Source organism: Pedobacter insulae (assembly GCF_900113525.1).
GTDB classification, from domain to species: domain Bacteria; phylum Bacteroidota; class Bacteroidia; order Sphingobacteriales; family Sphingobacteriaceae; genus Pedobacter; species Pedobacter insulae.
In genome coordinates, this window is the sequence record NZ_FOPP01000007.1 from 169,996 (window position 1) to 195,152 (window position 25,157).

Here is a 25,157-nt window from a genome sequence, read left to right on the forward strand (position 1 = left end):
GGGCGTTCTCTAACATTTTGTTTAATTGTGATCAATCCAAATTCGGGTAGGATTGGCTATTGCCTGATACGTCTCTTCTATTTTTCATAACTAGCAACTATATGCATGCTAATATGATTGCAAGTACTTACTTGCGCAAATAAAATTGGATTTTGTTATTAATATGGGTAGACATTGCCTATATTTAGGTTACAAAAACCATTTAGTAAGCGCCGTAGCGGTATGAATAAGAAGAAACTCTTCGTGGGACTGGCTATCATGCTATTCGTGATGACGGCTGTCTATTTTTTTGATAGTGGCTCACGAGCGGGTGGATCTACTGCTTTACCTGAAAGCGTAAGTTATAATTTTCACATCCGTCCCATTCTTTCCGATAAATGCTTTAACTGTCACGGTCCAGATGGAAGTCACCGCCAAGCGGGTTTGCGCTTAGATCTTGCTGATAGTGCTTATGCACCATTGAAGGAGACTAAGGGTGCTTTCGCACTTGTGCCAGGCAAACCTGAGTTGTCGGAGCTTTTTAGGAGAATATCTTCAAAGGATACTTCGTATGTAATGCCCACTCCAGAATCTCATTTAGGTACTTTAACGGACTATCAGATTGCATTATTTAAGAAGTGGATTAAGCAGGGCGCAAAATATGAGACGCATTGGGCCTTTACCGCGCCTAAAAAAAAATCAATTCCTCTAGTTGACGATAAAAGCTGGCCAAAGAATGAAATTGATTATTTTGTGCTTAATAAAATGGAGGAAATGGGTTTGCGGCACAATGAGCAGGCTGATAAGGAGCGTTTGTTGAAGAGAGTTTCAATGGACATTACGGGCTTGCCTCCAACTATTGCGATGATGGATAGTTTTATGGCAGATCCTTCGGATAGGGCATTGGAGCGCATGGTTGATCAGTTGTTAAAAATGCCACAATATGGGGAAAAAATGGCTGTTCATTGGATGGATGTTGCCCGTTATGCTGATAGTTATGGTTATCAAGATGATAATGTGCGCACACAATGGCCGTGGAGAGATTGGGTCATACATGCTTTCAATAACAATATGCCTTACAATAAGTTTCTAACCTGGCAAATTGCGGGCGATATGCTACCAAATGCCTCTAAGGAACAGGTTCTTGCAACTGCTTTTTTAAGAAATCATAAATACACAGAAGAAGGTGGGGTGATTCCCGAAGAATATCGTGTACAGTACGCCATTGATAAGACCAAGACTTTTAGTAAGGGTATATTGGGAGTTACAATGGAATGCGCACAATGCCATGATCATAAATATGATCCATTTTCTCAAAAGGACTATTATTCATTATTGGCCTTTTTTAACAATACGAAGGAGCTTGGATATGAAGGTTCGGTAGAGGTATCGAAGCCTGCAAAAAATCCCATATTAACTATTACACATAGCGAAAGACGCAAGTTATTAACTTTCATTAATGAGCAAGATACCGCTGCGATGACGGTTTCGGTGATGGGTGAATTAGACACCTTGCGTAAAACCTTTTTACTTAATAGGGGCGAGTACAATCAGCCAGGTGAAGCGGTAAAACCAACAGCTATTAAAGCGGTAATGAAATTCGATCCTGCTAAATACACCCCTGACAGGGTCGGTTTAGCTAAGTGGACCGTAGACAAAAGTAATCCTTTAACGGCACGTGTGTTTGTGAATTTGATGTGGCAAGAGTTTTTTGGAAGAGGTTTGGTTAAAACCTCCGGAGATTTTGGAATGCAAGGGGAGTTGCCTTCGCATCCGGAGCTATTGGATTGGCTAGCGGTCGATTTTATGGAACATGGATGGGACATGAAACGTTTGGTCAAAAAAATTGCCCTGTCGGCCACCTACCAACAATCGGCTAAAATAACTAAGGAACACCTCAAAAGAGACCCTGAGAATGTTTATTTGTCGCGGCGCTCAAGAATTCGCTTAAAGGCAGAGTTTGTTCGTGACCTTTATTTATCAAGTAGTGGGATGCTAGTTAAAAAGATTGGTGGACCTAGTGTAAAGCCGTATCAACCAAAGGGTTTATGGGAAGCGGCCACATCGGGTAGGGGCGCTCTGGCGACCTACAAACAAGATCATGGCGACGATTTGTATAGAAGAGGGCTTTATACTTTCATTAAGCTCACGGTCCCTCCACCAGGCATGGCTATGTTTGATGCGAGCAATAGGGATCAATGTGAAACCAGCCGATTGAAAACTAATACCCCTTTACAGGCTTTGATTATGATGAATGATCCGGGTGTAATGGAGTGCAGTCGCGTGCTGGCACAAAACTTATTAACTGAAAGATCTACTGTTCCAGAAAAGATAGCCAAAGCTTTTAAAAGGATAATTTGTAGAAAGATAACGGCGAAGGAAAGCCAAATTCTGGAAAGCTATTACCGTGAGCAATTTGAATTGTTTCAGCAAAATAAGTTAAATGCGAAGCTTACCTTAAAACAGGGGGAGTTTCCTTTAAATAACAAGGTTGATTTGAAGCAATCGGCAGCGTTGATGAAGGTAATCAGTACGATTTATAATATGGAAGAAGCGATTATGAAGAGTTAGTTGTTTGGTTGCATCATTGCGAGGTACGCAGCAATCTTAGGATGGAAGTTATGCTGTGAGATTGCTTCGTACCTCGCAATGACGGGATACTTCGCAATGGCGGGCGGGGTGACGATTTAATTTAAATGAGCACTAAATAATAACGTTATAAAAAACAGGGATATGGAAAAGGGTATTTTAGAACACGGGTTAAATGTTAACCGTCGTCGCTTTCTGTATAGTATGGGAATGGGATTGGGTGGGGTGGCATTGGGCTCGTTGATAACGCCCGACCTTTTCAATAATCCTGAAAAGCAGGAAGCGCTATTGTCTAATTTACCCCACTTTGCGCCTAAAGCTAAGCGGATTATTTATCTATTCCAAAATGGGGCTCCTTCGCAACTGGATCTGTTCGACTATAAGCCATTATTGGAAACAATGCATGGTCAAGATTTACCTGAATCCATTCGGAATGGGCAACGCTTAACGGGTATGACAGCTGAACAGAAAAAATTTCCCTTAGCGGGTTCGTACTTCAAATTCAATCAATATGGCGAATCGAGAGCATGGATTAGTGAATTGCTTCCGCATACTGCAAAGGTAGTAGATGACCTTTGTTTTATCAAGACAATGCATACCGAAGCAATTAACCATGACCCTGCTTTAACGTTTTTTCAAACCGGTGCGCAAGTTGGCAATCGTCCCAGTATGGGTTCCTGGCTTAGCTACGGCTTGGGAAGCGAAAATGCCAACTTACCTGCATTTTGTGTATTACTATCGAAAGGAAAGGGGAACGGGCAGGGTGTTTATTCAAAATTATGGTCTAACGGCTTTTTAGATTCCATACACCAGGGCGTTCAGTTTAGCAGTGGAGAGAATCCTGTATTATATTTAAACAATCCCAATGGAATTGACAAGGTTGACCGCAGGAAAATGTTAGATAACGTTGCTGCGCTCAACAATGAGACCTATGGTGAGTTTGGTGATCCGGAGATTAATGCAAAAATACAGCAGTATGAACTTGCCTACCGGATGCAAACGGCAGTTCCGGATATTACCGATATGAGCAAGGAGCCTGAAGATACCATTAAGCTATATGGATCTGATTGTTTAACGCCCGGTACCTATGCTGCAAACTGCTTATTAGCGAGAAAACTTTCGGAAAACGGTGTTCGCTTCGTACAGTTATATCATCAAGGATGGGATGCGCATGATAGTTTGCCCAATCAAATAAAGGGACAGTGTATGGATGTTGACCAATCTTCGGCAGCGCTTATTACTGATCTTAAACAGAGAGGGTTATTGGATGAAACTTTGGTAATATGGGGTGGTGAATTTGGCCGTACCAATTATTGTCAGGGTGTATTAACCAAAGAAAGTTACGGAAGGGATCATCATCCTCGTAGTTTCACTATTTGGATGGCAGGCGGCGGTGTAAAGCCCGGCGTTTATGGCGAAACCGATGAGTTTGGTTATAATATTACCAAAGACCCGGTACACGTGAACGACTTCCATGCTACGGTGCTAAATTTAATGGGCTTGAACCACGAGCAGCTTAATTTTAAACATTTAGGCAGGCGCTACCGATTAACAGATGTCGCAGGAAAAGTATTAGATGGCCTAATTGCATAACGATGAAACGTAAAGAATTTATAAGGCAGTCGGCCTTAACTGCAGCAGGCCTATTATGTTTGCCATCGGCTTTGAAGGCATCATGGTCGCCCAAAGAAGACACCATATTAGGCCATGCCCAAAAACGATATCGTTTAGATACCAAATGGAATCAGGCCAGTTTTGCACAGCATCCGGTAAAAGACTGTCATGAAATGGTGCAGGATAAACAAGGTCACATCCTTCTTTTAACTAATGAAATTAAAAACAATGTGCTTGTATATCAACAGGATGGAAAGTTGGTTAAGGCATGGGGTAATCAGTATCCCGGAGCGCATGGGTTAACTTTATTTAATGAGAATGGCCCCGACACTTTGTTTATTTGTGATAATAGCCTTCATCAGGTATTTAAAACAACCATTGATGGGAAGCCTTTGTTGACATTAAATTACCCTAAAGAAACAGGTAAATATAGCAAAGCAGAAGAGTTTGTACCCACGGAAACCGCTATTGCGCCTAATGGCGATATCTATGTAGCAGATGGTTATGGGAAAGATTTTATTATTCAATACGATTATAAGGGTAACTATATCAGGCATTTTGGCGGGAGAGGAGAAGGTGATCAGTATTTATTAAATGCCCATGGCATTTGTGTTGATACCAGAAACCCTTTAGCACCTTGCCTTATTGTAACTTCCCGGCAACACAATGCCTTTAAGCGCTATACGATGGAAGGGGTTTATGTAGAAACCATTCCGTTGCCCGGTGCCTGGGTTTGCAGACCCGTAATAAGAGGCGATTACCTATACGCCGCTGTTTTGCAAACCAATGCTAGGCAGGGAGAACAATCTGGTTTCGTGATCATTTTGGATAAATCCTTCAAAGTTGTTTCGAGTCTTGGAGGGAGTACGCCAACTTACCACAACGACCAGTTAGAAGAAATGTATCAAACTGTTAAAGCATTTCAATATCCACATGACGTATGTGTTGATAATGATGAGAACCTATATGTTGCGCAATGGAACTCCGGTCAGGTATATCCTTATAAATTGATGCCTGTATGATTAAAAACTTATTAACGCTCTTTTTACTATTGATATTCGGTGCCGGGTTTTGTCAGGACCATTTGCAGTTAGCACCACCTTTATTAACATACCCTTCAGCGTTTTTTACTGGGAGCACCCAGGTTCAACTGCGCTTTAGGCAGCCGGGAGCCGAAATAAGGTATACGCTTGATGGAAAGGAGCCTACCCGACACGATTTACTTTACTCCGACCCAATTACTATTATCACAAATTGCACGTTAAAGGCACGCTCATTCGCGAAGGCTTTTGATGCTTCGGAAACGGTGACTGCCTCTTTTTTTAAGGATGGTAAAAAGATTAGGGGGATTGAATTTTCGAAGCCAAACCCAGCTTACACTAACAGTGGCAAAGATGTTTTGCATGATAATTTGGGCGGAATGCCTGATTTTCACAATCAAAACTGGTTGGGTTTTAATGTCGACACGGTGGATGTATGGGTTCACTTACAAAAAAAGGAAACTATACAATCTGTACTCCTTAATTTTCTGGTGGATCAACAGAGCTGGATTTTTTTACCTGAAAAGATTTTACTTTATGGTTATGACGATTTAAGGAGAACCTATCTTAAAATGGGAGAAGAGACTTATGAAAGTGATCAATTTGCACCAAGAGCATGTAGTGCTCAAACTATTAAACTCGCTAAACAATTTGCAACAAGCCTTATTCACCTAAGGTTGTGTACCATGAAAAAGATGCCCGATTGGCATGTCAGCAAGGGCGAACACGCCCATTTGTTTATGGACGAACTAAAAGTATATTAACCTATGCAGCGTTTGAAAAATTCTTTATTTAACCTTTCTATTTTGCTTAATTGTTTGTTGGTATTTCTGCTAATTTTCGAAGCCAGCATATCCATTCCAATGTGGTTGCAAGTAGCGGGCAGAATGCATCCTATGTTATTGCATTTTCCGTTGGTGTTAATGGTGCTTTATGCTGTTATTCTAATTTGTTTTTATGCTAAATATCGTGGCGACGAAGATTTTACAAGTTTTATAGATGCCTTGTTGCTTGCTGCTGCGCTAACTGCGGCTCTTACTGCTGTAATTGGCTTGTTGTTAAGTAAAGAAGCTGGTTATGATCCTGCAAGTTTAGCCTGGCATAAGTGGAGCGGGACTGCTGTTTCTATACTTGCTTTGTTATGGTATATTTTTCGTAAAGCCCTCCATTCAAAAAAGCTATTAGCGTTAAGTGTAGCTGTGATTGCGGTTGGTTTGGTTACGTTTGCTGGTCACCAAGGTGCTTCCATTACTCATGGTGATGATTTTTTAACTGGTCCACTACGGTTGGAAGACAGATTAATTGCAATAGATTTGGCAGATGCTGAAGTTTACACCCATATGGTAAAACCCATTTTACAGGCTAAGTGTATCGGCTGTCACAATAATACAAAGGCTAAAGGTGGCTTGGTGATGGATACCGAAGCCCAATTGTTAAAAGGCGGTAAAAGTGGAGTGTTATGGGATCTTTCGGAACCCGATTTGGGCTTGATGCTGAGGAGAGTTCATTTACCTGTGGAGGATAAGAAACATATGCCTCCGGTAGGGAAAACCCAGTTAACCCCGTTAGAAATTACGATTCTTAGCCAGTGGATTAAAAAGGGTGCGGACTTTAATTTGCGTGTTGCAAAACTAGAATCAAAAGATACGCTTTATACCATTGCTGCTAATTTGCTTAGGCCAAAAGAAACGGAAAGTTATTCATTTGAATCTGCTGCTGAAAGTACCATTCGGCAATTAAATACTGCCAATCGCGTGGTGCTTAGAGAAGCCGCTAATTCACCGGGTTTAGTTGTTAATTTCTTCCATAGCCGATTGTTTAAACCTGAGCAATTGAGGGATTTGTTGGCAGTGAAAGAACAAATTGTATCGCTTGATCTGGCAAAAATGCCCATAAAAGATGTGGATTTGAATTTAGTTAGTGAGCTGGAGAATTTGCGGATGCTTAATTTGAATTTTACCAATATAACTGGGCTTGGTTTGGCTGAGTTGAAGAAACTGAAATATTTAAAAACATTGGCGTTATCTGGTACAGCTATTACGGCGAGAGATTTACAACAGTTAAAAGGTTTTGCCAAACTTAAAAAAGTTTTTTTATGGAGTACACCAGTATCTGGGACAGAGCTTGCGCAATTGAAGCAACAATTTAAAGCAATTCATTTAGAGAGTGGTTTTAAGGGTGATAGCATTGTGTTAAAACTAGCTGAACCGATTATTGAAGGTGAAGAAGCAGTTTTCAGAGGTTCTATGCCATTGGTGATCAAGCATTACATCAACGGTGTCAAAATTCGGTACACAACTGATGGGAGTGAGCCAGATAGTGTTCATTCACTGCTTTATAAGGGCCCTGAAGTTATGACCGGTAAAACTTTTGTGAAGGCAAAAGCCTATAAACCAGGTTGGATAAGCAGTAATTTGGTGCAGAAGAATTTTTATACCAGCAAATATGTGCCTGATACCGCAGTGTTTATGATGCCTCCTGAACCGGGTTATAGTGGAAAGAGCAAGATGTTACATGATTTTGTGACAGGAAATACCAACTTTAGGTTGGGCAACTGGCTTGCTTGGCGGTTTACCAAGATGGATGTACTGATGAAATTTGGAAAGCCTGCTTTGGTTCAAAATGTTACACTAAGTGGTTTGATTGATGTTGGTAGCTATATTATGCCACCAAAGGATATAGAAATATGGGGTGGTAATGATGAAAACCAACTTAAATTATTGGGTCGTGTTAGTCCGGAGCAACCCACTATGGTTAAAGCACCTTTTTTAACGGCGTTTGAAGTTAAGTTTAGTCCCGCAACCGTTAAATTTATGAGGATTAAGGTTACACCCGTTTTTAGCCTTCCTAGCTGGCATCCTGGAAAGGGTGATAAGGCCTGGGTATTTTTTGATGAGGTAATGGTAAATTAGGATTAAATAGCCAATTGGTGGCAGGTGAAAAATAAAGCTTAGGTTTGTTATTATTTTCTAATGATGAGTACAAATTATTTAACTAGCGTGATCAAGCAATTTGAATATTATAAATTGCTTGGAGAAAAGGCGATGGCACAATTGCCTGATGAAGCATTTTTTTGGCAGTATAATGAAGAGAGTAATAGCATTGCTATGATATTGCAACATATTAGTGGAAATATGTTATCTCGGTTTACTGATTTTTTAACCAGCGATGGGGAGAAGACTTGGCGAAATAGAGATGAAGAATTTGAACCAAAGATCTTAACTAAGGACGAATTAATGGACAAGTGGGATAGGGGTTGGAAATGTTTGTTAGCAGCTATCGATGATCTTACAGCAGCGCAATTAGAAGACATTGTTTACATCCGTAACGAAGGACATACTGTGTTGGAGGCAATTAATAGGCAGCTTGCACATTACCCTTATCACATTGGGCAGATTGTTTTTATTGCGAAGATGGTTGCGAATGAAAATTGGGAAAGTTTGTCAATTCCAAGGAATAAATCGGCCGATTACAATCTGGAAAAGTTTTCGCAGGAAAAATCGAAAAGGCATTTTACGGATATATAATTTAATCGGTATTGGAAATAAAAAAAGCTGCGAAATTTCTAAGATTTTTCGCAGCTTTTGATTAAAATTTGTGGAGCCGAAGGGGTTCGAACCCTTGTCCAGTTGTGTGATAAATTACACCTTCTACATGCTTATTTTCCAATTAATTGTCGGGAGGAGTCGGGCTGGAAACCGACCTTGACTTTCTCCTTAGGTACTTTGTTTCGCAAATGTATCGTACCCTACAAAAGCTAGCATTGTTATTTCGATGCCTCTGATGCTAACCTAACATTGCGGCAGTTAGCGAGACAAAAGCTATTTAATTCTAAATTAAGCAGCTAAGGCGTAGTTATTTTCGCCAATTATTGTTTTGAACGTTCTCTTTTAAGTGCTCTCCGTACAACGCACTGCATGCTAACATACTTAGCGCCACCCTGTCAAATCCAAAACGGCCCCATTTAACCACAAAGTTACAAAATATATGCCAAATTAGGCAGTTTTGCCCGGATATTGTGTTAAAGCAACTGCTAAACAATCCATTGCTGCATTTAAATCACTGGTATTTAATACATAGGCCATCCGCACTTCGTTTTTGCCACTACCTGGACTTGAGTAAAATCCTGTAGCAGGTGCCATCATGACAGTTGCGCCATTGTGTTCAAAGCTTTCTAACATCCACTGACAAAATGCATCGGCATCGTCTATCGGGAATTTGGCAACTACGTAAAATGCGCCGCCTGGATTAGGGCAAAATACGCCATCCATATTGTTTAAACGACTTACCAACGTATCGCGACGCAGGGTATATTCTTTATTTACTTCTTCAAAATAACTATCTGGAGTATCTACGGCTGCAGTGCCTGCAATTTGCTCTACCATTCCGGGACTTAATCTTGCTTGCGCAAATTTTAAGCCTGAAGCAATAACTTCTTTGTTTTTAGTAATCAAACAGCCTAAACGAGCTCCACAAGCACTGTAACGCTTTGATACTGTGTCCATGATTACTACATTTTCGGCTAAACCGTCTAAGTGCATAGGAGAAATGAACTCTCTTCCATCATAACAGAATTCACGGTAAGCTTCATCAGAGAATAAGAACAAATCATATTTTAAGCACAGTTCTTTTAAAGCCTCTAATTCTGCTCTTGAATATAAGTAACCAGTTGGGTTATTAGGATTACAGATAATAATTGCTTTAGTTTTTGAAGTGATTAATTTTTCGAACTCGGCAATTGGCGGAAGGGCAAAGCCATTCTCAATATGGGATAGAATTGGTTTAACTACTACGTTGCTCATGCAGGCAAAGCCGTTATAGTTTGCATAAAAAGGTTCTGGGATAATAATTTCATCCCCTTCGTTTACACAGGTCTGCATGGCGATGGTAATGGCTTCAGAACCACCAACTGTTACTAAAATATCAGCGGGAGTAATATCGTAACCTAATTTATTATAATAGCTGGCTAATTTTGTTCTGTAGCTTAGCGTACCTTCCGATGGGGTGTAAGCCCAAACATTGAAGTCGATATTTTTAATTGCATCCAACATACCATCTGGTGTAGCAATGTCGGGTTGACCGATATTTAAATGATACACTTTTTTGCCGGCTGCTTTAGCTTGGTCGGCGAAAGGCGTAAGTTTTCTAATTGGTGAGGCGGGCATCTGTATCCCTTTGTCTGATATTTTTGGCATGGTGCAAAAATAAAAAAACCCGTTGATATAACGGGTTTTTTAAATGTAAATAATGTGTGTAACTATTTTGTATTTCCTTCCACATATACTCCTTTAATAAGGAGTACTTTTGTTGTGGTTCTGGCATTAGAAGTTAATGTAATTGATTTAACAATTGGAACTGCTGGACCTGCAGGAGTTAAAGTTACTTTGATAAAGCCTTTTTCACCTTTTTTAATAGGCAATTTAGTGTATTCAGGTACAGTACAGCCGCAGGTAGTTTCAACTTTTGTAATGATAATAGGGGCTTCGCCGATATTTGTGAAGTTAAAGGTGTGGACAACTGGTTTTCCAAGTACAATGTTTCCAAAATCATGTACTTCCGAATCGAATTTAAATTCTCCCGGTTTTGCCTGGGCCATACTAATGGTTGTAATGCCGAAAACGATTGCGATTAATAAAAATAACTTCTTCATGTGCTTATGTTTTATAACAAATTTAACGTTATTATTTGTTAATACAAAAAGTATTCCAATATATATATTACATCAATTATGAGGCAAATTTTAGAATTTATGTATCTTTGTGACCTAACCATTTCTGCTTATGATGTCAAACAGCAAAGTAACAACAGCCCAAATTGACGCCGCTGAATTAAGTTTTGACGATTTCAAACTGATCGTTCTAAATGATTACAAAATTGCGGTAGAGAGCAGACAGGCCAGTATATTAGGTCGGAGGGAAGTGCTCACAGGTAAGGCTAAATTTGGGATTTTTGGAGATGGAAAAGAGGTCGCTCAAATTGCGATGGCTAAGGCTTTTCAGAAAGGCGACTGGCGCTCTGGCTATTACCGGGATCAAACGTTTGCATTTGCGACAGGTATCTCAACCATCAAAGAATTTTTTGCCCAGTTATATGCAAATACTGATGTAGCGGCGGAACCAGCATCTGCCGGAAGACAGATGAATTGTCACTTTGCCACCCGTTCATTGAACGAAGATGGCTCTTGGAAAAACCTTACTGATGTTAAAAATTGTTCGTCTGATATTGCTCCTACTGGAGCTCAAATGGCACGTTTGGTAGGTTTAGCCTATGCTTCGAAATTATTCAGACAGAATCCGGAGCTTAGTTATTTAAAAACCTTTTCTGTGGAAGGCAATGAAGTTGCTTTTGGTACCATCGGTAATGCGTCGACATCAGAAGGTGTCTTTTTTGAAGCCATTAATGCTGCAGGTGTATTACAGGTGCCTATGGCTATCTCTGTTTGGGATGATGGTTATGGAATTTCTGTTCCGGCAAAATATCAAACTACCAAGGAAGATATTTCTGAAATTTTAAAAGGGTTTCAGCGAGAAGAAGGTACAAACGGTTACGAAATATATAAAGTTAAAGGTTGGGATTATCCGGGTTTATGCGAGATATACCAAAAAGCAATTGATGTATGCAGAACGGAGCATGTTCCAGTGCTCATACATGTAACTGATGTTACCCAGCCTTTGGGCCACTCTACCTCAGGTTCTCATGAACGATATAAAAATGCGGATCGTTTAAACTGGGAAAAAGAATACGACTGTATTGCACAGATGCGACAATGGATGATAGATTCGGCTATTGCAACGGAGGAGACCATTTTTGCTATAGAGGAAGAGGCGAAAAAGTTTGTTCGCGAAACGCAAAAAGAAGCCTGGAATGAATTTTTATCGGTGATAAAGCAGGAGCAGAGTGATGTAATTAACATGATCAATGCGTTTGCTAACGATAAGCCTCATTTAGCGAAGATAGCTGCCCAACTTGCTTCGGCTCCAGATGCCTTAAGAAAAGAGGTTATTTCTGCTGCAAGAAAGGCGATTAGACAGAGTATTGCTCAGCCTTCGGCAGAAAGAGATCAGCTTGTAGGTTGGTATCAAAAACAAATTGGCTTAAATGAGGACCGTTATAATTCTAAGCTTTTTACAGGGGGTAAGGAAAGTCCTTTTCTAGTTGAGGCAGTTGACCCCGCTTATTCGGATAACAGTAAAATGATTGACGGAAGAGAGCTTTTAAATGCTTGTTTCGACGCAAATTTTGAAAGAGATCAGCGATTGGTAGCCTTTGGGGAAGATTTAGGGAATATTGGTGATGTAAATCAGGGTTTTGCTGGCATGCAGGCCAAATATGGGGAGCTAAGAGTTACGGATACAGGAATAAGAGAAATGACTATTATTGGACAGGGTATTGGTTTGGCTATGAGAGGTTTAAGACCTATTGCTGAAATCCAATATCTTGATTACTTATTGTTTGCGTTAAACATATTAAGTGATGATTTAGCCAGCTTGTCGTACAGGACTAAAGGTGGCCAAAAGGCCCCGCTAATTGTGAGAACTAGGGGACATCGCTTAGAGGGCGTTTGGCATTCGGGCTCTCCAATGGGTGTGATTTTGGGTGCTTTACGTGGATTACATATTTGTGTTCCCCGTAATATGACGCAAGCTGCAGGAATGTATAATACACTTTTTAGGGGTGACGAACCCGCATTGGTCATCGAATGTTTGAATGGTTATCGATTAAAGGAAAGATTGCCTGAGAATGTTGGTACTTATGCCATTCCGCTAGGAAAAGCTGAAATATTAAGGACTGGGCGTGATTTAACGATTGTTTCTTATGGGTCTACTTTAAGGTTAATTGAGGAGGCTGCTGAAGAGTTAATGACTTTAGGTATTGATGTCGAAATTATTGATCCGCAAACAATTTTGCCTTTTGATACAGAGCAATTGTGTGTACAGTCTTTGCAGAAAACAAATAAGTTGTTGGTTATTGACGAAGATGTACCGGGAGGTGGAAGCGCGTATATTTTACAGCAGATTTTAGAGGAGCAGAAAGGATATTATTATTTGGATGCAAAACCTAGAACGTTGACTGCTAAAGCTCATCGTCCGCCGTATGGTTCGGATGGAGATTATTTTAGTAAACCATCGGTTGATGATATTATTGAAATAGTTTATCAGATGATGAATGAGGTGAATCCGGGGCGCTATCCAGGAATTTATTAAAATAGAAACCGTCATTGCGAGGCACGAAGGAATCTAATGGTTAGATTGCTTCGTGCCTCGCAATGACGGTTTGTTTAAATTCGTAGCAATGATGGGTTGTTTGGCTTTCGTGTTAGCTTAATTTAACGCTTTTGTTTCTTAACAGCTGATCTGCTAAGACCAGGGCTGCCATTGCTTCGACAATTACCACGGCTCTTGGCACAACGCAAGGATCATGCCTGCCTTTACCTTTTATTTCCGCACTTTCTCCAGCTGCATTAACTGTTTGTTGGTTATGCATAATGGTAGCAACCGGTTTGAAGGCTACAGAAAACGTAATATCCATCCCATTTGAAATACCGCCCTGAATTCCGCCAGAAAAGTTAGTTTGGGTTTTTGTTCCAAATTCTGTGGCAATAAATACATCATTATGTGCAGAACCTCTCATTTCACTGCCGGCAAAACCAGAACCGTATTCGAAGCCATGTACAGCATTGATACTTAACATCGCTTTGCCTAAGTCTGCGTGTAATTTATCGAATACAGGCTCTCCCAGACCTGCTGGGCAGTTTTTAACAAGGCAGCTAATTTTTCCACCTACCGTATCGCCGTCTTTTCTAATTAAGTCTATAAAATCTATCATTTGGTTGGCCACTGCGGGGTCGGCACAGCGTACAATGTTATCTTCTCTAAGGGCTAAAAGTTCTGTCAGGTTGTCTGTGCTAAGATTAGGCGCATTAATTTGTCCGACGGCCGTAACGTGTGCAAAAATACCTATACCGTGGTTTTGTAACAAAAGCTTGGCTATTGCTCCAGCTGCTACCCTTGCGGCAGTTTCTCTTGCGGATGATCTTCCTCCGCCGCGGTGATCACGAATTCCATATTTTACATCGTAGGTATAATCTGCGTGACTAGGGCGATACACATCTTGGTTATGGGAGTAATCTTTCGAACGCTGGTCCTCATTGGGAATAAGCAAGCTAATGGGTGTGCCTGTGCTTTTTCCTTCAAAAATGCCTGACAAGATTTGCACGGTATCGCTCTCTTTACGTTGGGTAGTGATTTTAGATTGTCCGGGTCTGCGTTTATCTAGTTCTCCTTGTATAAAATCTAGATCGATATCCAATCCAGCTGGGCAACCATCGATGATTACGCCAATGGCGATGCCATGTGATTCGCCGAAAGTGGTTATTTTAAATGCTTTACCGAATGAGTTTCCTGCCATTTTTTTAATATAAAGTAATTAGTATTAGTAGTTAGACTTATTTTTCTTTAGTAACTACTGAAAAACCTGCCTTTTCCAGGTCATTCCAAAAATAAGGATAAGATTTTTCAACCACCTGTTTTTCTTCAATTTCTAAACTTTTAATTTTTAGTGCTAGCGGTGCAAAAGCCATGGCCATTCTATGATCTTCGTAGGTACTTATAAATAATTGATCAGGAAAATGGAGTTCGCTGCAATCAAGTTTATAACTAAAGTTCTTTTCGATTAATTTTACGCCTATTTTTGCAAGCTCGGTTTGCAGCGCTAAAACTCGATTGGTTTCTTTAATTTTTAAGGTTTCCAGTCCGGTAAAAGTGCAATTGTGTCCCAGTGCGGCGCAGACAACAATAATTGTTTGGGCCAGATCTGGACAATCCTTCAGATCGAAAATCTTCCGTTCCAGGTTTTTTGGTTCCTTTTTTAGGTGAACACCTCCGTTTTTGAATTGGGACGTAATTCCAAAATTTGCCATGATCTCTGTGATCTTACTGTCGCCCTGTAAACTATAGCCATTTAAACCTGGTAAGAATATCGATGCTTCATCTGCCAATGCTGCGATGGCGTACCAATAAGATGCTGCACTCCAGTCGGGTTCTACATAAAGTTTACTGGTATTAAAAGATTGAGGCTTTATGGTGATGACATTTTCTTCCCAACTATGGCTTATTCCTGCTTGGGAAAGCATGGTTAAAGTCATTTCTACATAGGGTTTTGAGGTTAATTCTCCATCAATTTCCAGTGTAAGTCCGAGCGGCAATTTAGGGGCAACCATTAACAAAGCAGAAATGTATTGACTACTTATATCTCCTTTTATTTTAACTGTTGCATCGGTCTGCTTCAAAGGTCCTGAAATTTGCAAAGGTGGATAGCCAAAATTTTCTTCATAAGAAATAACTGCTCCAATGCTTTTGAGGGCCTCCACTAAAATCTCGATTGGCCGTTGTTTCATTCTTTCCGTTCCTGTTAAAAGAAATTTACCATGTTGAATGGATAAGAAAGCTGTTAGGAAACGCATGGCTGTCCCTGCAGGGCCGATGTCGATTAGTCTTAAATCACTAGTCTGCAGTTCTATAGACTCAAGGCTTTTAATTAGTAGAGCAGTATCTGCGGCGACTGATAGGTTTTCGACGTTTACAGACCCTTCACTTAAAGCACTTATAATTAATGCTCGGTTGCATTCGCTTTTCGAGCCAGTTAACTTTATCTCAGTATTAATTTGTTTACTTCCATTAAAAGAAAGCAATATGTTTTCGGACATGTTTTTTCATAAAAATTAGCTAATTAGCTAATTGGTTAATTAGCTAATTATTTATTTCACGTCTGCGTGCGCTTCTGCAGCAATTCCTGCATCAACTTTTCCGGCGTTCATAATTTCTGTCTGTCTGCGGATTGATTCTCCATGCACTAGCTCCAAGAATTTTTCGGTGAAGTTAACATCCAATTTAAGGGCTTTTGCAAATGCAGTACGTTTGCTCATAATTTCATCCCAACGATTTACCTGTAAGATAGTTACTTTATTGTCTCTTTTGAATTCACCAATTTTTTGAGTAATACTCATACGCTCTGCTAATTTTTGCAAAACCAGGTCATCGATTTTATCAATATCTTTTCTTAGATCGGCTAGTTTATCAGCAAATTCTTCATTTTTAGATTCTGCCTGACGCAAAGTGAACTTGCTTACCATTTCGGCTAGCGCGGCCGGAGTTACCTGTTGTTTAGCATCTGTCCAAGCAATTGATGGATCTAAATGTGATTCGATCATTAATCCTTGCATGTCTAAATCCAATGCTTTTTGAGAGATGTATGGGATTAACTCACGGTTACCGCAAATATGACTTGGGTCGTTGATGATTGGCAATTCAGGGCATAAGGTTTTTAACTGGATGGCTAGTTCCCACATTGGCTCATTACGGAAAGCACTTTTCTCAAAAGAAGAAAAACCGCGGTGTATTGCTCCTAACTTTGTAATACCAGCTTTGTTAATTCTCTCTAAAGCACCAACCCATAATTGTAAATCTGGATTAACTGGGTTTTTAACTAATACAGGAATATCGACACCTTGTAAAGCATCAGCAATTTCTTGTACTGTAAATGGATTTACGGTAGAGCGTGCACCGATCCACAAAATATCAACGCCAGCCGCTAGAGCCTCTTGAACGTGTTTTGCATTGGCAACTTCAACCGCAGTAGGTAATCCAGTTTCCGCTTTGGCACGTTTCAGCCATTCTAACCCTATGCTTCCTATTCCTTCAAATTCTCCTGGGCGTGTACGTGGCTTCCAAATTCCAGCTCTTAATACGCTTACTTTTCCGGTTGCAGCTAACAGATGAGCAGTTGATAATAATTGATCTTCAGTTTCTGCGCTACATGGTCCAGAAATTAATAATGGTTGGTTTTTTACGTTTATCCAGCTCTCTAACGGTTGAATGTTTAATTGTAGTTTCATTTTATTGGGGGTTAAATCGTTATTTTAAGGGTTGATTATACTTTATCGTTTTTTGGGTATTCGCCAATGATGTTAAAATTGACAGTGTATTTTAGTGCTTTTCTAATGGCGGTGTCGTAGTTTTCGAGGTTAGTCCATTCCATATCTACATAAAAGTAATATTCGTTACGTTTACCAAGAACTGGCATTGATTGTATTTTTGTTAGGTTAACGTTAAGCTCGGCGAATAGGTTGAGCACCTTAGATAATGCTCCAACATGATTGCCTACTTGAAAGCATATAGAAGCTTTATTGATTTCTTTAGGGCTTTCTTTCTTTTCCTTTTCCAAGATTAAAAACCGGGTGTAGTTCTTTTTGTTGGATTCAATTCGTCTTTCAATGATATTTAGACCGTATAATTCGGCTGCAAGTGTATTCGCGATTGCAACCGTATCAGTTAACTGCTCATCCCTGATTTTCTTCGCGCATGCAGCTGTATCATTGCTTTCAATCACTTGAATATGAGGGTAGTCATCAAAAAAATCAACACATTGTCTGATAGCAATGGGATGGGAGGTGGCGAATTTGATATCCTCAAATTTCACCCCTGGCAATGCCATTAAATGCAATTGAATAGGAAGGTAAACCTCACCAGTAACCGAAAAATTATATTCTCTAATTAAAGTGTAATTAGGTAATAAGCTTCCGGCAATTGAATTTTCTATAGCCATTATCACAAAATCAGCCTCGTCTTTCACCAAACGATCACAAGTTTGTTTGAACGAGTTACATTCGATGGTCTCGATGTCCTTGCCAAAAAATTTAAAGGCGGCCTCTTCGTGAAACGATGCTTTAATACCTTGGATGGCTACTCTTGTTGTGGGTTTCATTGTTGCTTCTTTTAATGTTAAATTGCGTTAAACAAAAAAAGTCCCAGCTTTTGGCCGGGACTTTCTATATACATTTAATATTGTTATCTATTCTTTTGCATATTAGCCCCGGCTCTTACTAAAATAGTAAAAGTAACCAAAGTAATATGTGTTTTGTAATTGCATTTTTCTGTTGTTGTGACAAATGTACATTTCCAAATTTAATTTGTCAAGGGTTAAATGAAAATAATTTAAACAAAATTAAATTCTCCTTAAAAATTTAGAAACTTTCCTGCATCAGTTATATTTTCTTTATTTAATGAGGTGAGTTGGGGGATATATCCTAAATTGTTCACTGCAGTATAATTTAAGATGTATTTCTCACTTTCTTTGTTAGGTTCACCGTTAAAAATTATACCCTTGATTAATATCTGATGTTGCTTTAAGGTGTTAATAGTAAGTAGTGTATGGTTAATGCTTCCTAAGTACGATTGTGATATTAAAATTACTGGGAGATTTAATTCTTTAATCAGATCCAGAATCAGGTGCTGGTCATTTATCGGAACCATTAATCCTCCCGCACCTTCCACAATTAATCTATTGCTCGTTTCCGGAAGCTTAAAATCCTTTAATGCTAACTTTACTCCGTCTAATTCTGCAGATAGGTGTGGCGAAAGAGGGTAGTTCAGTCGATATTGCTCGGGATGTATCACAGACTTACTATTGCTCAACAGGTTTTTGACCATTAGACTATCGCTCTGTTCAAGATCTCCAGATTGGATCGGTTTCCAATAATCGGCTTGTAGTTTTTCTGTTAAAACTGCGCTGGCAATTGTTTTCCCAATGCCTGTACCTATTCCAGTTACAAAATAACTTTCGTTCATGCTAATTCTTTTAAGTGGTATATTAAATCGCTTATCTCTTCTGGTGTATTATAAAGGTGTAAGCAAATTCGGAGTCGTTCTTTTCCTTCTGGTACTGTCGGACTTAAAATGGCTCTTACATCAAATCCTTTCTCCTGAAGAAAAGCTGCTGCCCGTTTTGCAGTTTGATCATTATTGAATAATACGGTCTGTATGCAGCTATTGCTGGGTATCCGAGTGAGCGAAAGGCCTGCTATTTGATTATTAAAAGCTTTAATTTTGTCTGTTAAGTCCGCAGCGTAATGATGCTTGCCTAAAAGTTTATAAGCGCAGCTAATTGCGATAATCTGATGTGGTGGTAAAGCTGTGGTATAAATAAAAGATCTAGCAAAGTTGACCAGATAGGCTCTTAGATTGTGACTTCCTAAAATTGCAGCACCATGAGTGCCTAAAGCTTTTCCAAAGGTAATGATCCGTGCAAATACTTTATCTGCTAATCCTAATTGGTGTACTAAACCTTTTCCTTTATCCCCAAAAATTCCTATTGCATGGGCTTCATCTACGATTAAGTTTGCTTGATATTGATTACATAGTTCACTAATTTCGAGCAAAGGAGCCATATCCCCATCCATCGAATAGATGCTTTCTACCACAACATAGGAAATACCTTTAGCATTTTTTAGCTTTTGTGTCAGATCGTCAATATCGTTATGTTTAAATCGAAACCTTTCTGCGTAACTTAGTCTGGCTCCATCAATCAGACTGGCATGGATTAATTCGTCGCAAATAATTGTGTCGCCCCGTTGCGGGATAGAGGATAATATACCTACATTGGCATCGTAGCCTGAATTAAACAATAAAGCCGCATTGGAGGAATGAAATTCGGCAATATGCTGCTCTGTTTCTTCTGTAAAAGGATGGTTGCCACTTAATAAACGAGAACCTGTTGCGCCATTGTTGATACTAGAAAATTTATTGAGCTCTGTTTTAATTAATTGGTTTAACTCGTCAGATTGCGCTAAACCAAGGTAATCATTTGAACAAAAATCAACTGGCGATTTTGAGTAGGTTAGCTCTCTCAACCTATGATTTGCTTTTCTTTCGTTTAACTTGAATTTAAGAAACTGTTCTGCGTTTTCCATTGTTCAAAAATAGAGAAAGGCATGATAAGATTGGGGCTTTGTTTAATTTTATTTTCTGTTAGGGACGGGATTAGGAAGTGGATACTTTGCTTAAAAAAGGGCTCCGACATAATCGGAGCCCTTTCTATGTGTTGTTAGTTTGATGGAGCGGGTTGTGGGGTTCTAAGGCTTGGGCGGTCTGGTCTTTTACCTTTGTGGTCTCTCATTTTTTCCTTAAGACCTTCGCGGGAGCTGGCTAGTGTTTTGCGTTGCTCTTCAGTTAATATCCTTTCAATTCTTTCTCTAGATGATTCCATGAAAGCTTTTCGATCTTTCATTTTGCTTTTCATGGCTTTTTCATCTTGCTTGCGCCACTCTTCATGCTTTTTAGCGCGAGTTAATTCTATTTCTTTAACTTTTTGCTTTTGCTCATCAGTTAACGCCAATCTTCTTTGCATGACGTTTGCTGCTCTTTCTGCACGTTGCTCGCTTGTAAGCTTATCATGTCTTTCAGATCTTCTAACTTCAACGCGTTCTCTCGCGTCTCTTCCTTCTCTAGCAGGTGCTTTTCTTTTGCCTAATTCTTGGGCATTGCTTGCAGTAATTCCTATCATTACTAAAGCGATGGTGTAAATTAATTTCTTCATCTTTATATGTTTAATGGTAATTAGAAAATGATTGCAATCTCTTTTCATTTAATACCATAGATGAAAACATAGGCTTATAGTTTAAAGCAATAGATGTTAAATAGTGTTAATTCTTATTTAATTGTGATATAGACTTTTGCATTTGTGCCATCATACTTGATAAGGTTTCAATGGAAGGCTCGGGGGTTGGATCCGGTAAAGCGGTTGATATATAAGCTTTAGCCTTCCATATTTCTAAAATATCATCGGCGTCTATCGCATAGGGGTCATAAACCTTGTTGTCTGAGACGAGTTTGAGTTCTTTATGCTCTTTAAATTTGTTACCTGCTCTTTTATATACAACACCTTCATTCTTGCTTATCACAATATATGTTTCGCCTTGTTTAACATCTCCCCAATTATCAAGATATTCGCCAATGATGATGCTTCCAGGCTGTATCGGAAGCATTGAATCACCCATAATTTCGAATGCTCTGAAAGTTCCTTGTCGTAATGAGGGAAGAGGTAACTGAAATTTTGGAAGATCTTGAATGTATTGTGGATCTGAAAAACCATTTAAATATCCCGCACTTGCCTTTACCGGAACTAGCTCGATATTTTCATTATCATGTTGATCAACAGAAATGCTCAACACTCTTAAGTTAGACCCCTGGCTTTTCGGCTTTGGCTTCCAATTGTCGTTAATCGATTCGTTAATAAATTCATCGATCGTTAAATCAAAGTATTCTGCTATTTTTTTTAGTAAATCATATTTGGGTTCCGCTCTGTCTTCTTCATAAGCGCCAATTAAGGAACGCTTAATTTCCATTGCATCAGCAAATTGCTGCTGTGTGTGACCTTTTTTCTTTCTAAGGTATTTAAGGTTCGATGAAATGTTTGACATAAAAAATATTTTAAAATAAATTTGTTTTTACTAAAATTGTTAGTATTATTGTGCCAATAAAGTTAGTAATATTTATTTGAATACCAAGAAAATATCTAATTATTTTAGTTTTTAACCTCAAAGCGAGAAGATTATGAAAAAATTTGTTTACATCGTAACCGACAGAAACCGTACAAGTTTACACGTAGGGATGAGTGCAGACCTTTCTAAAACACTTGAATTTTACAAGAAGATGCCTAACTTATTTTTTGATAGCGCTCAGCAGCTAACACGCTTGGTTTATTTTGAAGAATTTAAATCGGAAGAACAAGCTTTGTCACGTTTTAAGTTAGTAAGTCGGTTTACCAGAATGCAGAAAGAAAGAATAGTCCGTTCTTGTAATCCAGATTGGATTGATTTAACAATAGGATTGGATTTTGAAAATATGGTGCCTCACCGAAAGTTAATTAATCAAGTATCATTGCCACTAAATATTCTTTCGTAAAAAAGCCCCGAAGGGCTTTTTGCTACCAACCTGGGGCGAATGTTAATCCGAACACCCCAGCTTTTACATCTTTACGCTGGAAAGGGAAGGCGTAATAAGGTTCTAATATAAAATAGTTAAATACATTGACTCTTAATGATACACCGGCACTTAAAGCTGGTACCCGCTCCGCGGGAGTTCCATTCGGGAGTAGGGTACTACTTGGTTGATTTTTGAATGCAACTTTAGAATCTTCTGTCCATGCAACACCTGCATCAAAGAAAAGATTTAGATCGCTAAAGAAGAAGCGTGAGGCAATCTGCGCCAACTTCTTAGGTCCGGTAAATGGTAACCGGATTTCGAAGTTAAATACCGCAAACTTACTACCCGATAACTGATTGATATCAAAGGTGCCTGTGTTCTGTACTTTACTATTGTAAAAAGAATTTGCTTCGTATCCTCTTATTAAATACGGATAACCAATAAATAAGGGGTACAAATTTTCTCCTTCTCTACCAAAGCGCATATAATTATACGTTCTTGCTGCAAAGGTAAGGGGCTTTGTTCTCCAATACTTTCTTGCATCAACTGTTAGGGCAGAGAAATTAAAATCTCCAATATACTGCTCCAGTCCAACTCGATATCTAAAACCGTCCAGGGGTGCTGCTACGCCAAAAATGGAGTTATCACCAACAAATGAAGCGTTGGCTGATACGATTGAAAATGCTTCGAGCGGAATACCTAGCGTATTTGTAGCTTGGGATTTGGAAACCTTTTCCCTATCTGCTCCAAGATAATATGCTGGATATCCGTTCACATCTTGGTAATAATTGTTAAAACGATCTAAGCGATAGCTATAATGTGAGAATGCGGTTCCAGCTTCAACTCTATGGATTTTGCTAAACGGATAAGAAGCGAACACCTCTAATTTGTCTTCAAATGTTCTTAATATATTGGTGCTGATCGTATCGATAGGATCCCCGGTCGGACTTGTAGATGGATCAAAAAATGATCCGGTGGTAAAACCTGTAACATAAGGAATATGTGATACAGCCACGCCCCAATTGATTCTGCTTTGTTGATTGATATATCCCACCAATCCTCCAAAATCATAAATTTCACCGTTTACCGATACGTTGGCTATAATTTGGTTACGGCCCAAAATATCGCTGAACATACCGACAATCCCACCCTGTATGCCTGTTCCAAACCTGCTGGACGACACACCAACACCACTATTTGCCAAATAATCTAATCTGAATTTAGGTTTATAGGGAATGGTAATCAATGAATCGTCTAGTGTTTTTTCGAAGCGTTCGAAATTGCTAAGATTTGAATTTACCACATTTACGCCAGTATTTTCAAAAGGTGGTAATATGGCGGGCGTAAAATCTACATCTTGTGCATTTACCACTTTAGCCTTAAAGTTACTTAACGGAGAGTTGTATAGGGTATAACGTTGATAGCGATAATAACTATAGACAATATCATCGTTTCTTGCTACTGAAATAGCAGGGGAGTATTCCGTAATTCCGCTGATGCCGGTAAAGTAATCAGTCAATTGTTTAACGATTTTGTCTGCTAAATTATATTCGTATAAATTTCTAAAGCCATCACGATTGGAAAGAAAGAAGATACGTTTGCTATCGCCAGAAAAATGAGCGTTAAGATTATTTGCGCCAGCAAATACTGGAATATTACTCACCGTTTTAGTATCGAAATTGTAGACGGAAAGATTTAAAGAGTTAACTGCATTGATATTTCCGCTGCTTACCGAAGCTCTATCTGAAGAAAAGACAATCATCTTTCCGTCTGGCGAGAAATTTGGGGCATAATCTGAAAACTCATCATTCGTAATTTGCGTAACCTGTTTAGTTGTTAGGTTATAAGAAAATAGGTCACTTTGGCCTTCAACCATTCCAGAAAATGCAATTTCATTGCCATCGGGCGACCAAGTTAAGTTGCTAAACTGTTCAACTTTGCCCATGTCGGTTTGCATTATCGTATTCCCGTTATTAACATCAATCATCAGCATTTCATTCCTTCCTTTGCTAAAAATACTAAAAGCAAATTTTTTGCTGTCGGGCGACCAAGCGCCAGCTGATTCAATAAAGTTGAAATCATCAATGTGGGAATTGGAAATTTGACTGCTTAATTTTCGAATGGTTTTTCCTGTTTTAGCATCGGCTAGAAATAGATCTATCCCAAATAAGTCTTTTTCCGAGAGAAATGCCAAATATTTACCATCCGGACTTATTGCTGGAGAAACATTTACATTTCCGCCATTTTTATTGTCGACGATTTTCGTTCCAGAAATCTTAATTTGTGAACTGTCTGCCTTTAGCATGGGCCTGTAATGCTGCTCAATTGCGTTCTTCCACAGTCCGGATAGCGTTTTATCATCATAACCGAAAGTGAATTTTATGCCATTTTCATAGCCATATTTGGCGGTAGATTTAAATAGGGGAGCGATTGTTGTATCGCCATAAACCGATCCAATAAAGGTCCAAAAGGCCTGTCCATAGCGATAAGGAAAGTATTTTCCCGAGTTTGTGAGATCTTTTAACGAAGGGATGTCCCGGTTAAGGAGTGCATCTCGCATCCACATCGACGTATAGGCATCTTTTTTACCAACGGAAAGGTATTCGGCCATACCTTCAACCATCCATAATGGAGTATTTCCAATGTTTTCTAAGCTAATCGAGTCTTTCTCTAAAAGTAGATGATATTGAAAGGCATGCACTAACTCGTGACCTAAAACGTGTCTTGTTTGACTATTTAAATCAAGTATAGGCATGATTACTCTATTCTTCAAAGCCTCGGTAACCCCACCTGTACCTACGCCTATTTCACCATTTAAGGCAGTAGTTTGCTGAAAATCTGCATGATTGCTATAAAGAATAATGGGATTCTTTTTTAAGAATGTATCACGGAAAATTTCCTGGTGCATTTTGTACCAAGTTTCGGCATCCTGTGCAAATTTCTTTAGCAGTTTCTCGTTTTTTAGATAATAATAAATCTCGAAATGCGGAGTTTGCAACACTTTGAAATCGGCATTTTTATACCTTACCCTATTCTGTCCAAAATACTGTGCTTGAACGGAAATGGCAGATACGAGGATGAAAAGTAAAATCGATAATGATCTTTTTAATGACGGAGTAGATATCTTCATGTTCGCAGTTTTAAAACTTAAACTTATACTAAATTACGAAAAAAG

General features: G+C 39.2%; 19 protein-coding genes and 1 other RNA gene. 8 read left to right on the plus strand and 12 right to left on the minus strand.

The window, feature by feature from the left end:
- The first annotated feature begins 222 nt into the window (after window positions 1-222).
- The 6 genes from BM207_RS13025 to BM207_RS13050 all read left to right on the plus strand — a co-directional run bounded on the left by BM207_RS13025 (window position 223) and on the right by BM207_RS13050 (window position 8,749).
- Window positions 223-2,550 carry a PSD1 and planctomycete cytochrome C domain-containing protein gene (locus tag BM207_RS13025; protein ID WP_090994800.1) on the plus strand — a complete coding sequence of 776 codons (2,328 nt, stop codon included), beginning with the start codon at window positions 223-225 and terminating at the stop codon, window positions 2,548-2,550.
- A gap of 162 nt (window positions 2,551-2,712) precedes the next feature.
- Window positions 2,713-4,161 (plus strand): DUF1501 domain-containing protein, encoded by a 1,449-nt coding sequence (locus BM207_RS13030; protein WP_090994803.1) that lies wholly within the window; start codon window positions 2,713-2,715, stop codon window positions 4,159-4,161.
- A gap of 2 nt (window positions 4,162-4,163) precedes the next feature.
- A complete protein-coding gene (locus tag BM207_RS13035) occupies window positions 4,164-5,204 on the plus strand; it encodes an NHL repeat-containing protein (RefSeq protein ID WP_090994809.1) in 1,041 nt (346 codons plus the stop codon).
- Window positions 5,201-5,986 carry a chitobiase/beta-hexosaminidase C-terminal domain-containing protein gene (locus tag BM207_RS13040; RefSeq protein WP_090994814.1) on the plus strand — a complete coding sequence of 262 codons (786 nt, stop codon included), beginning with the start codon at window positions 5,201-5,203 and terminating at the stop codon, window positions 5,984-5,986. Before BM207_RS13035 ends, BM207_RS13040 begins: the two co-directional genes overlap by 4 nt.
- 3 nt (window positions 5,987-5,989) lie before the next feature.
- On the plus strand, window positions 5,990-8,134 hold the full coding sequence (locus BM207_RS13045) for an FN3 associated domain-containing protein (RefSeq protein ID WP_090994819.1): 2,145 nt from the start codon (window positions 5,990-5,992) through the stop codon (window positions 8,132-8,134).
- Between the two features lie 60 nt (window positions 8,135-8,194).
- On the plus strand, window positions 8,195-8,749 hold the full coding sequence (locus tag BM207_RS13050) for a DUF1572 family protein (RefSeq protein WP_245768108.1): 555 nt from the start codon (window positions 8,195-8,197) through the stop codon (window positions 8,747-8,749).
- A 68-nt stretch (window positions 8,750-8,817) separates the two neighbouring features.
- On the opposite strand, the gene ssrA is transcribed toward BM207_RS13050, so the two are convergent.
- The 3 genes from ssrA to BM207_RS13065 all read right to left on the minus strand — a co-directional run bounded on the left by ssrA (window position 8,818) and on the right by BM207_RS13065 (window position 10,872).
- Window positions 8,818-9,184: a transfer-messenger RNA gene (gene ssrA / locus BM207_RS13055) on the minus strand.
- Between the two features lie 33 nt (window positions 9,185-9,217).
- Window positions 9,218-10,417 (minus strand): pyridoxal phosphate-dependent aminotransferase, encoded by a 1,200-nt coding sequence (locus BM207_RS13060; RefSeq protein WP_090994826.1) that lies wholly within the window; start codon window positions 10,415-10,417, stop codon window positions 9,218-9,220.
- A 62-nt stretch (window positions 10,418-10,479) separates the two neighbouring features.
- The gene (locus BM207_RS13065) at window positions 10,480-10,872 is read right to left on the minus strand and encodes a DUF1573 domain-containing protein (RefSeq protein ID WP_090994829.1); all 393 of its coding nucleotides are present in this window, start codon (window positions 10,870-10,872) and stop codon (window positions 10,480-10,482) included.
- Between the two features lie 130 nt (window positions 10,873-11,002).
- Here BM207_RS13065 and BM207_RS13070 point away from each other — a divergent pair, with 130 nt between their 5' ends.
- A complete protein-coding gene (locus BM207_RS13070; RefSeq protein ID WP_090994832.1) occupies window positions 11,003-13,426 on the plus strand; it encodes an alpha-ketoacid dehydrogenase subunit alpha/beta in 2,424 nt (807 codons plus the stop codon).
- Between the two features lie 112 nt (window positions 13,427-13,538).
- Here the strand turns inward: BM207_RS13070 and aroC are convergent, their stop codons facing one another.
- From aroC to BM207_RS13110, 8 genes are all read right to left on the minus strand, one after another.
- Complete coding sequence (gene aroC, locus BM207_RS13075; RefSeq protein WP_090994834.1) at window positions 13,539-14,630, minus strand: chorismate synthase; 1,092 nt, start codon at window positions 14,628-14,630, stop codon at window positions 13,539-13,541.
- Between the two features lie 37 nt (window positions 14,631-14,667).
- Window positions 14,668-15,927, minus strand: a complete 1,260-nt coding sequence (aroA, locus tag BM207_RS13080) for a 3-phosphoshikimate 1-carboxyvinyltransferase (RefSeq protein ID WP_090994837.1) — start codon at window positions 15,925-15,927, stop codon at window positions 14,668-14,670.
- Window positions 15,928-15,978: 51 nt separating this feature from the next.
- Window positions 15,979-17,115, minus strand: a complete 1,137-nt coding sequence (locus tag BM207_RS13085; protein WP_090994840.1) for a chorismate mutase — start codon at window positions 17,113-17,115, stop codon at window positions 15,979-15,981.
- A gap of 35 nt (window positions 17,116-17,150) precedes the next feature.
- The gene (locus tag BM207_RS13090) at window positions 17,151-17,984 is read right to left on the minus strand and encodes a prephenate dehydratase (RefSeq protein WP_090994843.1); all 834 of its coding nucleotides are present in this window, start codon (window positions 17,982-17,984) and stop codon (window positions 17,151-17,153) included.
- Window positions 17,985-18,235: 251 nt separating this feature from the next.
- Window positions 18,236-18,847: a dethiobiotin synthase gene (bioD, locus tag BM207_RS13095; protein WP_090994847.1), complete on the minus strand. Its 612-nt coding sequence runs from the start codon at window positions 18,845-18,847 to the stop codon at window positions 18,236-18,238.
- Window positions 18,844-19,968, minus strand: a complete 1,125-nt coding sequence (locus BM207_RS13100) for an aminotransferase class I/II-fold pyridoxal phosphate-dependent enzyme (RefSeq protein WP_090994851.1) — start codon at window positions 19,966-19,968, stop codon at window positions 18,844-18,846. The genes bioD and BM207_RS13100 overlap by 4 nt, the downstream gene beginning before the upstream one ends.
- A 134-nt stretch (window positions 19,969-20,102) precedes the next feature.
- Entirely contained in the window at window positions 20,103-20,594 is a 492-nt protein-coding gene (locus BM207_RS13105) for a hypothetical protein (RefSeq protein ID WP_143095955.1), read from the minus strand.
- A gap of 106 nt (window positions 20,595-20,700) precedes the next feature.
- A complete protein-coding gene (locus tag BM207_RS13110) occupies window positions 20,701-21,477 on the minus strand; it encodes an XRE family transcriptional regulator (protein ID WP_090994858.1) in 777 nt (258 codons plus the stop codon).
- A gap of 133 nt (window positions 21,478-21,610) precedes the next feature.
- Between BM207_RS13110 and BM207_RS13115 the strand changes: the two genes are divergently transcribed.
- Entirely contained in the window at window positions 21,611-21,961 is a 351-nt protein-coding gene (locus BM207_RS13115) for a GIY-YIG nuclease family protein (RefSeq protein ID WP_090994861.1), read from the plus strand.
- Window positions 21,962-21,983: 22 nt separating this feature from the next.
- Here the strand turns inward: BM207_RS13115 and BM207_RS13120 are convergent, their stop codons facing one another.
- On the minus strand, window positions 21,984-25,112 hold the full coding sequence (locus BM207_RS13120; protein ID WP_090994864.1) for a DPP IV N-terminal domain-containing protein: 3,129 nt from the start codon (window positions 25,110-25,112) through the stop codon (window positions 21,984-21,986).
- Window positions 25,113-25,157: the final 45 nt, after the last annotated feature.